The following is a 14,152-nucleotide window of genomic DNA, read 5'->3' on the forward strand; positions in this document are numbered from 1 at the left end:
CAATTTATTGACGGTGGTGCAGACTTGTCGCCGTCAAGGTAAGTCTGTTGTTGATTTTTTTGCACAAGCTCTAATTGCTGACTCTAATAATTCTCAGTTTCGCCCTTCTTTACTTCCTCAATATTAGACCTGAATCCTTACTAAAAAATTGTTATACTGTTCACCTGTTAGAGCAGTATATACCAGTGAAATAGTGATGAAAGGACTCTGGCTTGAAAATAATCAACTGCAACTACGCACAGATATTCCAGTTCCAGTACCACAGCCAGGAGAAGCTTTGGTGCGTGTTTTACGTGCTGGGATTTGTAATACTGACCTAGAGTTAAAAAGAGGCTATTATCCTTACACTGGTATTTTAGGACACGAATTTGTGGGGGTTGTGGAACAAGGGTCAGACAATTTGCTGAATAAGCGGGTAGTGGGAGAAATCAATGCTGTCTGCGGCTATTGTCGTTTTTGTCGCCGAGGACAACCAACTCACTGCGAAAACCGCACAGTTTTGGGTATTGTCAACCGTCACGGGGCTTTTGCAGATTATCTGTGTTTACCCGTAGAAAACTTACATCCTGTACCTGAGAATGTTTCTACAGATGTGGCAACTTTTACTGAACCTTTAGCAGCCGCGTTGGAAATTCAGCAGCAGGTGACTTTGTGTGCAGATGACCGGGTGTTAGTTGTGGGAGATGGTAAGCTAGGACAGTTGATAGCACAGACACTAGCTTTAACTGGTTGCGAACTTTTAGTTGTTGGTCGTCATCGAGATAAACTGGCGAACTTAGAGGCTAGAGGGATTCAAACTGGTTTGGTCGATGCGGTTAGAGATAGAACTTTTGATATTTCCGTCGATTGTACTGGTAATCCTGAAGGATTTGCGATCGCTCGTCGTGCTTTACGTCCCCGTGGTACGCTAGTGCTGAAAAGTACTTACGCTGGCAATCTCAGCTTAGATGTGTCTTCTTTAGTTGTGGACGAAATCACTCTCATCGGTTCTCGTTGTGGCCCTTTCCCGGCTGCACTTGAACTTTTAGCCGCAGAAAAAGTAGATGTGAAACCTCTAATTCAAGCACACTATCCTCTTACAGAAGGTCTTGCGGCTTTTGCGGAAGCACAGCGTCGCGGTGTGTTAAAGGTATTATTGGACGTTAGTGAAGTCTGAAGTGTGAAATTTATACTTCACGATTATCTTTTACACCCCCATACCCTAATACAAATAAGGATTTGTTTTGGGTTGATAGTCAGTACAGTCGATCGCTTCTTCTGTGTTGGCGACAGATGGATGTACAGTACATTTAAGGCGGTAGTTGTCGGTAAAAAATTGGCAGCCAGAACAGGGAATTTGGTGCATCTGCTGGGCTGTCTTGACGCTATCTCGTGCAGCAGTCCACAAACTCCAAGCAACGAGAATCATCAAACCCCATGCACCGACAAAACAAATCGGTACTAAAAACTTTTGAATTCCCTGAATAAGAAATAAAATTGCTTCTAACACTGTCAGTCCTGTTAAAAGTGAACAGATAAAAGTTATGTTATCGCAGTGTGGAGTGCTGAGTTCTGAGTCCTAAGTATTATTCAATCTACTTTAAGTACTGTCATTTAGCTTATTTTAACGTGACCTTCGGCTGGCTTAAAAACCAAATGCGAGAAATCCTCCATCAACAGCAATACATTGTCCTGTGATGTAGGATGCAGTAGGCATACAGAGAAAAGCCGTAAGACTCGTGACTTCTTCAGAGGGCAGGAGGCAAAAGAAGAATTTTCTCCAACTCAGCACTCAGCACTTGTTAAACTCCAGCATGACCTAATGCCAAACCGACAACCAGCATTCCGAGAACGAGGAACGGTTGAGCGCTGGCTTGATATTTCACGTCATTTTTCAAGGGGTCACGCAAAAAATACATATCCTGGAAGGTGATTTGCGGGATAAGTAGTAGTACTAATATGGCGGCGTATAAGTTCTCGTGGATGCTGACGAGATAAGCAGCCATCAATCCTTGAAATACATCAATCATCAGTACACAAATCCAAGCGGCGGTGGTGACACCAAACATTACTGGTAATGATTTTAATCCTAATTGGCGATCGCCTTCGACACTCTTGAAGTCGTTAACAATGGCAATCCCTAATCCGGCCAAACTGTAAATTAGGGTGAGAATCAAAACTTGCCAATTTAGTTCACCAAACAAAGCATGACCAGCCCACCAAGGTAAGGCAATATAACTTGCGCCTAGTGCATAGTTGCCTAACCAGCCGTTTTGCTTGAGTTTTAAGGGAGGAGCAGAGTAGATGTAGGAGATAAACGAGCCGAAAATAGCTAGAACTGCGACGCTGGGAAATTCATGACCAGCCCAGACATCTAACACAAATGCTAAACCAATGCCTGAGACTAATAATATTAAAATTTGGGTGACTACCTGGGGTACAGAAATTGCGCCAGAAGGAATCGGACGGTAAGGTTCGTTAATGGCATCAATTTCGCGGTCATAAAAATCATTCATTGTCTGGGTATAACCAGCCAGCAACGGCCCGGACAGTAACATACAAGCTGCGGCTTTCAAGACATTTTCTAGTGTCCAGGTATAGTTACCCGAAGAAGCCGCACCGCAGACTACGCCCCAAATTAAGGGAATCCAGGTGATTGGCTTCATCAGTTGTAGCCGGATTTTCCAAATAGAGGTTTCTCCTGGTGCTGCACCTTTCATCCCTAGTAGCTGGCGAGTTTTGGCGGTGCGATTGCTTGCGGCTACTGTTCCTGCTTCACTAGAATTATCTATTGCTGAGTCTACTGCCTCAGCCGGGTTGGAATTGGGGGGTATGGGAGTTGATTCAGACATAATTATGAAGTATGAAGTATGAAGTATGAAGTATGAAATTTTATGGTTCAAACTTCATCCTTCATCCTGATTTAAAAAGAAATAATCAAATAGTTATTTTGGAATTTTGCACCCGTTACGGGTCTACCACTTAAGGCTGGCGGGAGGAAGATGTTACGTCGTTGATCTCCGGCTTCTACCGTCACCTCTGGCCCGACTTGGGTGAGTTTCACCTGTTTTTTGTCAAATCCAGGTAAGAATAAGCGTACTTGGCGGTTGTGGACATCGATTTCCATTGGTATGGGAACCTGACGTGCTTGCTCAACAAAGTTGGGTAGAGCATCGATTAGCGGTTGCCAGTCATTTTGAGGAGCATTGGGAACTACACTCACACTTAGAGGTGAAAATTCCTCTGTCAAACTAACTGTAGTCTGGTCAGAAATTTGGACTACACCACCAACTGTTAGACCAACTTGTTGGGCGCTACCCCACAAATAGCGAGCAACTGCTACTTCAATTGGGTGAGAGGTGGTTACTAAAAAGGCTGCAACTCTATTGGGGTCAGCTAAAGCAGCTTTTCCCTTGTCTAAGAAATCGTTGACTTGGTTAGTCGGTTGAGCAAAGTTATTTTCTGTCCAGTTGACGTTGAAAAAACTAGTAATCAAAGGTTGAATTAAGGGCGATTCTGTAATTGTCTTGCCTAAATCGGAATTGACAAATAACTGACGAAATCGCCGGACATACCAACTCAGAGATTCGGGCAAACCCAACAGCCGCAGAGTGTAAGAGTCGCCTGTGCCATCGTAAATAATTGCGTCATATTTGCCACTGGCATCATATTCGCGGATAGCATTTAAGGCGAGGGCGCTGTCCATTCCTGGTAATGCTACCAGTTCTTGACCATAAACTTCTTTAAAAATGGGCGTGCGGAGGTATTGCGCCTCAAGTTTTTTCGCTTCTTCCCAGTTGCGTTCTAGCAGCACAGATGCTTGCAACTGTACTGCTTGCAAATTGGGAGCAATTTCTTGGGGGTCGGGAGTCAGTGTTTGCTCTAACAAGATGGGTAAAACTGGTTCTGCCAGTCCTGCTAGTAGTACACGCTTGCCTTGGCTTGCCAGTAGTTTAGCAGCGGCGATCGCAATTTTGCTGCGAGCAATGCCGCTTTCGCCCAAAAATGTCAATATTAGGGACATTTCTTGATTTCCAATTACCGCCGATGTTTTCCATTCCAACTTAGCACTAGGCAAATACTCTTAGCTTCCACCTTGAGTGAGCCTTACTACACTAGTTTGATTTCATCTTCAAAAAACCAAGTGGCAGTGTTATCGTCGAACTTCACGACTACGCCAATGCCACAACCATCAGTAACTTTATAACCTTCAATAATACCTATTTTGCCTAGTTTTTGAGCGATTGAGTTAGATACGCGATCGCGTAGACGAAACACCTTAACCTTCTGTCCGATTTCCATGCTGCCTGATTACAATGCAATAAACCAAGTCTCAGTTTAGCGGAATCCGGTACTCATCTATCACTTCGTTCCACTCCAAATTAAAATTAAATCAACACGCAATCAGGTATAGAACCATGTTTGTCACAGCACAACAGCTAGAACAACAAATGCCCGATGCAACTCGACTTTTGAGTGATGAGCCGGAAATGGAAACTTCGTTGCATTATATGCAGTTATTGCTTTTAGTAACTTGCTTAGAATGGCTGTGGCGTGATCAAAATGACTATTTCATTGGCGCAAACCTGACAATATACTTTAGCCGTCAACAGTTACGGAATCGAGATTTTCGTGGCCCAGACTTTTTTTTAGTGAAGGATACTGAAAAGCGCCCTCGTAATTCTTGGGTAGTTTGGGAAGAAGATGGTCGTTATCCAGATTTGATTATTGAACTACTTTCAGAAAGTACGGCTAACATTGATCGGAATTTAAAGAAAAGTCTGTATGAAAACAGATTTCATACACCTGAATATTTTTGGTTTTCACCAGAAAGTTTGGAATTTGCTGGTTTTGAGTTGATAGGCAATAAGTATCAACAAATCACACCTGATGCTCGTGGCTGGTGTTGGAGTGAGGTACTTGGTCTATATTTAGGTGTAGAAAATGGTAAACTTCGTTACTTCACTCCTGAAGGTGACTTAGTACCAACACCAGAAGAAGCGGCTTTGTCCTCACAACAGTCAGCAATTGCAGCCCAACAACAGGTAGTTGAGGTACAGCAACAGTTGTCTGATGCTGAATTAAGATTGCAACAAGAACAGGAGCGATCGCAACGGTTGGCAGAATATTTGCGTTCTCTAGGTCTTGACCCAGATAGTATGAGTTGAGGTAGCAGCTATGTATCAAACTGATCCACCCCGCCCACCACAAGAAACCATGCCGACAATGTATGATTTACCCAGTGAATTGATAGGGGAATCAGGGTTGCCAGATGAATTTCATTGTATTCAAGCAGATTTACTCACTGAAACTTGTCAACCTCCTAACTATTCATCGGCAGAAATTTTACTTGCTAGTGACTTAAACCTTTATTATGACCCCCGCCATACACTGTGGTATAAACGTCCTGACTGGTATATGGTTTTGGGCGTAACCGGGGCTACTCAACAACAAGACTTGCGTTTAAGTTACGTCATCTGGCAAGAGGGAGTTGTGCCATTTTTAGTAGTGGAATTACTTTCACCAGGTACAGAACAAGAAGACTTGGGGCAAACACTACGTGAAGTAAACAAGCCCCCAACAAAATGGGAAGTTTATGAACGTATTTTGCGTGTTCCCTATTATGTTGTCTATGACCGCTACGAAAATAATTTGCGGGCTTTTCGACTTAATGGCACTCGTTATGAAGCAATAGCTTTACCAGATCAGCGATTTTGGTTAGAAGAAATAGAATTAGGTTTAGGTCTTTGGCAGGGAACTTATCAGCAGACAACTGGGTTATGGTTACGCTGGTATGACACCAGAGGTTGGATACCAACACTGAAAGAGCAAGCCCGACAAGAGCGTCAACGGGCTGATAGACTGGCAGAGTATTTGCGATCGCAAGGCATTGACCCAGATAATTTGAGTTAAGCTCTTCACAACTGCCTTTAATATCGTCAGCAGCGATGGCAACAAATTGATTAGTTAGCCAGCCTTGCAGATGTAATATATCTTTAGAAGTTGCAACATGACTCTTGTAGCAATGGTTTGTTTACAAAACTGTTGAAAAGTTTTCAATGAGCAACTAAAATTATGCAGCTAATTGTTGGTTTGTACCTTTTATAGTATAAAATGCGCGAATAACTCGCCCATAGTGTGTGGTGGCTTTTGAGGATGACAATTTTATTGAAAGATGATGCAAAGTGGTTACAAGCGCAACGCTACTGGGAATTGATCTATGTCTTGGTGCAGCGGAATCTGAAAGTCCGCTATCGAGGTTCTTTCCTGGGAGTGTATTGGTCGCTATTGAACCCGCTGATTATGACAGGATTGTATACGGCTATTTTTGGAGCTGCTTTTGCATCTTATTATGGTAATTCAATAATCAACTATGTTTTGGCAGCATTTACAGGACTGGTTATAGTCAACTTTTTTTCAGCATCGACATCTCAAGCCTTGGCTAGTGTTGTGGGAAACGGTGCTTTGTTGAATAAAATTCGTTTACCAATCAGCATTTTTCCCGTATCTATGATTACTGCCAATGTATTTCAGTTTACGGTCGGGGCGTTACCTTTACTAGTAGTGATGACTTTGGTTAATTCTAAAAGTCTACTTAACGTATTCGCACTCATATTTCCGTTTTTGTCACTGATTTTAGTTTGTAGTGGTGTCGGATTTTTTGTTAGTGCTTTATACGTATTTTTTCGAGATTTACCTTATTTTTATGAGTTAGTTATATTTGTGCTTTGGTTGAGTAGTCCAGTTTTTTATCCAGCTGCGATCGTCCCAAAACAAGTAAAGCCTTTTTTAGGTTTGAATCCCTTATCACCAATTATTGAAAGTCTGCGTCAAATTACATTATCATCAAATCCACCAGATTTAAGTTTGTTATTAAGTACCATACTCAGTAGTGTAATTATTTTTGTACTGGGGTGGACTTGTTTTCAGTTGTGGCGGCATCAATTTATGGACTTGCTGTAAGTAAATGGAAGTAATTCGTCTAGATCAAATTTCACTGTGGCGACGTACACAAGAAGAATTTTCCTATGACTTAAAGAAAACTCTTTTATCGATTTTGGAGGGAAAATATCGCGAGCCAGCAAAAAAATTGGTGTTAGACAAAATCGATTTAGTAGTAGAGAAAGGAGAAAAAATAGGTATTATCGGTGCAAATGGCTCTGGTAAATCAACTCTTTTAAAAATAATTTCTGGTATTCTTCGTCCAACCAGCGGTTCTTTGAGAGTGCGAGGTAGAATTGCACCTTTAATTGAACTAGGCGCAGGATTTGATCCAGACATTTCTGTAATGGATAATATAATTTTTTATGGGGTATTGCTTGGTTTTTCTAGAATCGAAATGAAAGCACAAGCACATACAATTTTAGAGTTCGCGGAACTGCAAGACTATGCGTTAGTTCCTGTGAAGGGTTTATCATCAGGTATGATAGCTAGATTAGGATTTGCGATCGCCACAGATGTACAACCAGATATTTTAATTTTGGATGAGGTTTTATCCGTTGGAGATGAGAGTTTTAAGAACAAATGTAAACAAAGAATTGATAGATTCTGGGATAATAACGCTACAGTTCTGGTAGTTTCTCACGATTTGAAATTTGTGCAGCAATCTTGTAAAAGAGTTATTTGGCTTGACAAGGGAAAATTAAGATTTATGGGAAATCCAACCGAAACAGTGGATTGTTATTTAAAAGGATTACATTAAACATTAAATTCAATAGTAATTATATTAGTAAGTATCTAGAAAACTAAACTTTATTAAATAGCAATAAAATATTATGATTGTTTGGTTAGCTTCTTATCCTCGCAGTGGAAATACATTTTTAAGAACCATAATATACCAAAATTTTGGATTTAAAACCTACTCTATTTTTAATCATGAAAAGGAACATTCTGGACAAGTAGGAGAAATTACTGGACATGTAGAATACGAAAATAGCTGGGAAGAGTTTTATGAAAAGGCCTCTTCTTCTAATAAAATTTTTTTTGTAAAAACTCATTTAGCCCCATCAGATAACCAACCTTGTATTTATGTCGTCCGTGATGGAAGAATGGCTACATTATCGTATTTTTACTACGTTAAAAATTTTAGACAATCTGATAGCAGCCTTTTAGAGTTGATTTTAGGCGATGATATTTTCGGTGATTGGTCTAGTCATTTTTTTAAATGGAATCCTTTTCATCGAAATAGCACTTTAGTAATTAGATACGAAGACTTATTAAATAATTCCGAATTAGAAATAAAAAAAATATCTAATTTTATTTCGATTGAAAATCCAACTAAACAATGGGAGAATCCTTTTGATAAGTTAAATGAACTCGAACCATCATTCTTTAGAAGAGGAAATAAAGACTGGAATCCAGATATACATTGGACACAACTTATTGAACAGTTATTTTGGAACAAACATTCTCACCTTATGGAGAATTTAGGATACAAGCCACTAAATTCGCAGACAGACTTCAGTGATATTTCAGAATCTTTTGTTATGAACTTATTTTCAGAGCAAATTTTGAAATTAATAGATAAAAAGAAAGCTGTATTAGCAGATTTACAGCAGTATCAATTGCTATTACAACAAAACCAAGCCGCGTTGGAGAAAAGTCAAGCCGCGTTGGAGAAAAGTAAAACACAAATGCAACAAACTCAAGTAGAACTTAACGGAACAAAGTGGCAAGTACAACAGCTTCAAGCAGAACTTGAAGGAGTAAAATCTAGCAAATTTTGGAAGTTGCGAACACAATGGTTCAAATTAAAGGAAACTATTGGTTGGATTAGTAATTAAAGTATGAAAATTTGTTTCCAACTCTTGTCATGATATCTTTGCCCATAAATCATGAAAATAAAAGGAGTTTATAATTAATAATTGTAATAATCAAATTGCTTGTAACTTAAATCAATATTTTGTTTCAGTTTATAGTATTCTTTTTTCAGAATTACAACAAACTAAGAGTTATAAATTAATGAAAGTATCAATCATCACGGTATGTAAAAATGCAGATAAATATATCGAAAAAGCTATTAAATCCGTAGCTTGTCAGACTTACGAAAATATTGAATATATCATTATTGATGGCGATTCTCAGGATAGAACAAAAGATATAGTTTCGCAAAATTCCAACTATATTAGTAAATTTGTTACTGAACCAGATAACGGAATTTATGCAGCAATGAATAAAGGTATAAATCTTGCTTCTGGAGATTTTATATATTTTCTGGGCGCAGATGACTATTTAATAGATGAAAATGTTATAGATGATGTTGCAAGTTTCATAAAGAAAAATCATAAATATGAATTTATTTATGGAAATATCGAAGTTCGATCTAGCACAAATAATTCTCCTTACATTCATAAGCCACCGAAACCTAACTACATATTAGAAGAACTGATTTGTGGATGTTTACCACATCAAGCTAGTTTTGCTCAGTCTAGCTTATTTCAAAATACAAAGGTTGGTCTATTTAGTGAAAAATATAAAACAGCATCTGATTATGAATGGTTTGTTAAACTTGCTGAATTTACGGCTAAAAACAAAGAGCAATTAGGATATTATGATCGGGTGATTGCTTCCTATAATTCAGAAGGCATTTCCTGTAATATAAATAATCTGGAAAATGTTTTAACAGAAATGTTTGAAGTTCAAAATAATAGAGAAATTTACCAAAGTGAATATTGGTTAAAACGCCGAATTAATAAATATCAACAAATATTGATTAAGCCTAATGGACATTGGGGATTAAACAGAACAGAAATAGCAAACAATCAAAGTGATACTTTAGAGCAAAAAATAAATCAGTTACAAGCGCAACTATATAAATACCAATCCGAAATACAAGCAATGGAAAGCAGTAAATTTTGGAAACTCCGAACAGCTTGGTTTAAACTAAAGAAAATTTTTGGTTTAACATCTAATGAACTAGTAACACCAAGCAATCCGCAAAATGAAATAAGAGAACGAATAAAGAGGGATAGACAATTACGTGCAGGTGATGATCTTCAACGACTAGAACATTTTGGATTTAAAATTTATTCTCAATCAGATGAAGACGGTATTATAGAAGAAATATTTAATAGAATTGGCGTAAAATCAAAAATTTTCGTAGAGTTTGGAGCAGAAACAGGAGAAGAAAATAATAGCCGTTATCTCTTAGAAAATGGATGGACAGGATTATGGATAGAATCATTACCCGAATATGCTCAAGCAATTCGATACAATCAAAAAAATGCAATTAATGAAGGTCGGTTGAAGTTTATCGAAGCAATTGTTACAGCAGAAAACATTAATAATTTAATAGAAAGTGCGGGTATTAGCGGAGAAATTGATTTTCTGTCGGTAGATATTGACAGTAATGATTATCATGTTTACGATGCGATTTCTGTTATACAACCAAGGGTAGTATGTTTAGAGCATAACCATTGCTATCCACCGCCAGAAGAATGGATTATGCCCTACAATCCTAACTACCGTTGGGTAGCTGGAAGTAAATTTTTTGGTGCTTCTATAGCTTCACTGGAAAAACTAGCGAGAAGTAAAGATATGGTTTTAGTGGGTTGTGGATTGTATTCCGCTAATGGTTTTTATGTACGTAAAGATTTAATCAATGAAACCTTTTCGTCTCCTTTCTTGTCTGAACGTTTCTTTAATGCTTTAAACTATGAGAAAATTGTCAGTTTTCCTCAAGGTAAATTTTAAAGATCAGGAAGTGGTTTAATATAAATAATTTCTTGACTTCACATTTTAATTAAGATAATAAAAATGTATAGTAGTAATGCCTCTAGTGATTCACAAGTTAATTCCTTAATTGTTCCTAAACTCAAAAGGGATGAATCACATAATATATTGTCTGCGTTGCCTATTCATTTCTTTACAATTATTTTAAACGGTGAACCTTTCATCCGTTACCATATTGAAGTTTTTAAACAACTATCATGCAAATGGCACTGGCATATTGTTGAAGGTGTAGCCAATCTGCAACATGACACTGCATGGAGTTTAGCATTAGGTGGACAAATTATTGACACGATTCACGAACAAGGACTTAGCAACGACGGCACAACAGAGTATTTAGATAACATATCAAAACAGTATCCAGAAAACATCACTATTTATCGTAAACCCAAAGGCATATTTTGGGATGGCAAACGAGAAATGGTTAACGCTCCTCTTGAGAATATTCAAGAAGAGTGTTTATTATGGCAGGTAGATGTTGATGAATTGTGGACGCTGGAGCAAATATGCACAGTTAGAAAAATGTTCATTGAGCATCCAGAAAAGACAGCAGCATTTTACTGGTGTTGGTATTTTGTAGGCGAAAAAATTGTTGTTAGTAGTCGTAATTGCTACAGTCAAAATCCTCAACAAGAATGGCTAAGAACTTGGAGATATAAGCCTGGATATGTCTGGGCTGCGCACGAACCTCCTAGATTAGTTGAAAATTTTAAAAATCATCAACAACAAGATATTGCTCAAATCAACCCTTTTCTGCATGAAGAAACAGAAAAACATGGGCTAGTATTTCATCATTATGCTTATGTAACTCCCCAACAATTGCAATTTAAGGAAATATATTACGGCTATAAAAATGCTGAATTGCAGTGGATAGCCTTGCAAAAACAAGAGCAGTTTCCATTGTTTCTGCGGGATTATTTTCCTTGGGTTAAAGATGAAACAATGGTAGATATTGCTGAATCATGCAGTGTAATACCGATCGCTCAAAAAGATTCTCTCAGTAATACATGGTATTTTCTATCATCAGAAGATGTACAAAAAGCTTCAGCTAAAATTGAAAAAATATACCCAAAAATTGCAGTTGATGGGGTATTTTTTCAGATGTTCAATACAGGTATTGCTAGAGTGTGGCGATCGCTGCTTGAAGAGTGGGTAAAAAGCGGCTTTAGCAAACATATTATTGTTATTGATCGAGCAGGAACAGCACCGAAAATCCGTGGTATTCGCTATCACTCCACCTCAGAGTATAAATATAATGAAACAGGTGCTGATAGCCAAAGACTACAAAAAATCTGCGAGCAGGAAGGCGCTGATTTATTTATCTCAACCTATTACACAACACCTATATTCACCCCATCTGTATTCATGGGATATGACATGATTCCAGAGGTACTTGGTTATGTGAATATCAATGATGCTGGATGGAAAGAAAAACACTACGGCATTTTACACGCTAGTAGATATATAACAATTTCTCAAAATACGGCTCGTGATTTAGTTAAATTTTTCCCTGAAATTTCACCAGATTTAGTTACAGTAGCTTATTGTGGATTAGACAAAATCTTTGCCCCAGCAACTGCTGAAGAAATTAGTAAATTCAAAGCAATCAATAATATTTGTAAGCCTTATTTCATAGTTGTGGGTGAAAGGCTTGGTTTGAATAATTATAAAAATATCATTCAGTTTTTTAGAGCATTTTATCAACTACCTAATAAAAATGATTTAGCTATAGTTTGTATTGGTGGTCGTCCAGAGCTAGAACCAGAAATAGCAGCTTTAGTTTCGGCAAATTATACTTATATACTTCATCTTAATGACACTGACTTAAAAACAGCTTATTCAGGAGCGATCGCTTTAGTGTATCCTTCTTTATATGAAGGATTTGGGCTGCCAATTGTAGAAGCTATGGCTTGCGGGTGTCCAGTAATTACTTGTCACAATTCATCGATTCCTGAAGTTGCTGGAGACGCAGCCATTTATGTTGATGAATACAATGTAGATGAACTGTCAGGTGCATTATCTAAAATACAAAATGCTGACACCAGGAACTCATTAATTGCTGCTGGCTTAGAGCAAGCAAAGAAGTTTTCTTGGTCAAAAATGGCAGAAACTGTTGCCGAAGTTTTGATACAAACTGTGAAAACAGCCAAAAATGAAAACACTGTACCTGTTGGTAAAATCTGGGCAGAATTTCGTAAGATACAAGGAGAACTGCAAAAATTACAATCTCAACCAGATAAAAATATAAACTCACAACTAGTCAGTCCAGTTCCAGCACAGCTAAAAAATTTCCTAGAATTGATATCTGCTATGGAAACCAGCAAGTTTTGGAAGTTAAGAACTACTTGGTTCAGATTAAAAAAGTCAATTGGCTTACCAGTCGAGATGTTTGAGCCAAACATAGATAAAAATCAGAATATTGAGATTCAAATCGAACAGGCTAAAGCGACAATTGCAGCAATGCAAAGTAGCAAATTTTGGAAGTTAAGAACTGCTTGGTTTCGTGTAAAGAGACATGTTGGACTAAAAACTGATTCTTAAAAATTTTCATCAAATTACTAATATGAATTACAATAAACTTCATGTAGATTGGGCTAATGAACAACTTAATGTAAATTATAAAAAAGTATTAGTTGCCGGTTGTAATACAGGCAAAGAGTGTAATTATTTTGTAGAATTAGGCGCGAAAGAAGTATGGGGAATAGATTTACTACCTGAAGTAGGAAAGGATTATGTACATAGTAGAATTAAATATTTTCAAATGTCTGTTGAAAATATGTCCATTGATGATAATTCATTTGATTTGACTTTTTGTTTTGCCACAATGGAGCATGTTTCTAACATTGAAGCTGCATTCTTAGAAATGGTTCGTGTAACTAAACCCAATGGTATAATTTATTGTATTGCTGCACCTTTATGGAATTCTAGACAGGGACACCATAAGCAACATATATTTGACGTTGATAAGTATCCTTGGATACATATTCGGTTGGATAAAGATGAAATTAAAAATAAATGCCGAAACGGTGAAATTTTAGTTTCAAATTCGGTCAGTGATATAAATGCTCACATTGAGCATATGTTTGATGGAAGATATTTTAACTTTCAACCAGCTCAGAAATATATAGAAATTTGTAGCAGCATTGAAAATATTAAAATAATTCGTAATGATTTAGATTTGGAAAATGAAGATTTTTTAACCCCAGACATTAGTGAAGAGCTTTCAAAAAAAGGATATTCCCGAACCGAACTTTTAGCTTTGACTCACACGTTTATTGCTAGAAAAATAGCGACTGAACCATCACTAGAAGAACAATTAGAAAAATTGAAGTTGATACTTCAAAATACTGAATCTGAAATCGTCGCCATGAAAAGCAGTAAATTTTGGAAGTTGCGAATGCTATGGTTCCGATTTAAAAAATTAGTTGGATTACCAGCAGACTAA

The 14,152-nt window shown here is 37.6% G+C and carries 13 protein-coding genes and 1 pseudogene; 9 read left to right on the top strand and 5 right to left on the bottom strand.

Going from position 1 to position 14,152, the window contains the following annotated elements; genetic code table 11:
* Positions 1 to 196: 196 nt before the first annotated feature.
* Entirely contained in the window at positions 197 to 1,156 is a 960-nt protein-coding gene (locus IQ259_RS18880) for an alcohol dehydrogenase catalytic domain-containing protein (RefSeq protein ID WP_193887539.1), read from the top strand.
* Between the two features lie 45 nt (positions 1,157 to 1,201).
* Here IQ259_RS18880 and IQ259_RS18885 read toward each other — a convergent pair whose 3' ends face one another.
* From IQ259_RS18885 to IQ259_RS18905, 5 genes and pseudogenes are all read right to left on the bottom strand, one after another.
* On the bottom strand, positions 1,202 to 1,489 hold the full coding sequence (locus IQ259_RS18885; RefSeq protein ID WP_193887540.1) for a hypothetical protein: 288 nt from the start codon (positions 1,487 to 1,489) through the stop codon (positions 1,202 to 1,204).
* Positions 1,490 to 1,624: 135 nt separating this feature from the next.
* Positions 1,625 to 1,729: pseudogene (locus IQ259_RS18890) on the bottom strand (SDR family oxidoreductase); the annotation flags it as partial.
* 52 nt (positions 1,730 to 1,781) lie between these two features.
* Complete coding sequence (gene chlG, locus IQ259_RS18895) at positions 1,782 to 2,831, bottom strand: chlorophyll synthase ChlG (RefSeq protein ID WP_193887541.1); 1,050 nt, start codon at positions 2,829 to 2,831, stop codon at positions 1,782 to 1,784.
* Positions 2,832 to 2,902: 71 nt separating this feature from the next.
* The gene (locus IQ259_RS18900) at positions 2,903 to 4,003 is read right to left on the bottom strand and encodes an ArsA family ATPase (RefSeq protein WP_193887575.1); all 1,101 of its coding nucleotides are present in this window, start codon (positions 4,001 to 4,003) and stop codon (positions 2,903 to 2,905) included.
* Between the two features lie 86 nt (positions 4,004 to 4,089).
* A complete protein-coding gene (locus IQ259_RS18905; protein ID WP_193887542.1) occupies positions 4,090 to 4,281 on the bottom strand; it encodes a DUF2862 domain-containing protein in 192 nt (63 codons plus the stop codon).
* Between the two features lie 116 nt (positions 4,282 to 4,397).
* Between IQ259_RS18905 and IQ259_RS18910 the strand changes: the two genes are divergently transcribed.
* The 8 genes from IQ259_RS18910 (at position 4,398) to IQ259_RS18945 (ending at position 14,152) form a co-directional block, all read left to right on the top strand.
* Entirely contained in the window at positions 4,398 to 5,147 is a 750-nt protein-coding gene (locus tag IQ259_RS18910; protein WP_193887543.1) for a Uma2 family endonuclease, read from the top strand.
* 10 nt (positions 5,148 to 5,157) lie between these two features.
* Complete coding sequence (locus tag IQ259_RS18915; RefSeq protein ID WP_193887544.1) at positions 5,158 to 5,892, top strand: Uma2 family endonuclease; 735 nt, start codon at positions 5,158 to 5,160, stop codon at positions 5,890 to 5,892.
* 243 nt (positions 5,893 to 6,135) lie between these two features.
* The gene (locus tag IQ259_RS18920; protein WP_193887545.1) at positions 6,136 to 6,942 is read left to right on the top strand and encodes an ABC transporter permease; all 807 of its coding nucleotides are present in this window, start codon (positions 6,136 to 6,138) and stop codon (positions 6,940 to 6,942) included.
* A 4-nt stretch (positions 6,943 to 6,946) separates the two neighbouring features.
* The gene (locus tag IQ259_RS18925) at positions 6,947 to 7,681 is read left to right on the top strand and encodes an ABC transporter ATP-binding protein (RefSeq protein ID WP_193887546.1); all 735 of its coding nucleotides are present in this window, start codon (positions 6,947 to 6,949) and stop codon (positions 7,679 to 7,681) included.
* A gap of 73 nt (positions 7,682 to 7,754) precedes the next feature.
* On the top strand, positions 7,755 to 8,762 hold the full coding sequence (locus IQ259_RS18930) for a sulfotransferase domain-containing protein (RefSeq protein ID WP_193887547.1): 1,008 nt from the start codon (positions 7,755 to 7,757) through the stop codon (positions 8,760 to 8,762).
* 178 nt (positions 8,763 to 8,940) lie between these two features.
* Positions 8,941 to 10,671 (top strand): glycosyltransferase family 2 protein, encoded by a 1,731-nt coding sequence (locus tag IQ259_RS18935; RefSeq protein WP_193887548.1) that lies wholly within the window; start codon positions 8,941 to 8,943, stop codon positions 10,669 to 10,671.
* A gap of 63 nt (positions 10,672 to 10,734) precedes the next feature.
* Positions 10,735 to 13,248: a glycosyltransferase family 1 protein gene (locus IQ259_RS18940; protein ID WP_193887549.1), complete on the top strand. Its 2,514-nt coding sequence runs from the start codon at positions 10,735 to 10,737 to the stop codon at positions 13,246 to 13,248.
* A 22-nt stretch (positions 13,249 to 13,270) separates the two neighbouring features.
* On the top strand, positions 13,271 to 14,152 hold the full coding sequence (locus IQ259_RS18945; protein ID WP_193887550.1) for a class I SAM-dependent methyltransferase: 882 nt from the start codon (positions 13,271 to 13,273) through the stop codon (positions 14,150 to 14,152).

The sequence above is a fragment of the Fortiea sp. LEGE XX443 genome, from assembly GCF_015206815.1.
In the GTDB taxonomy this organism is placed as follows: Bacteria; Cyanobacteriota; Cyanobacteriia; order Cyanobacteriales; family Nostocaceae; genus Nostoc_B.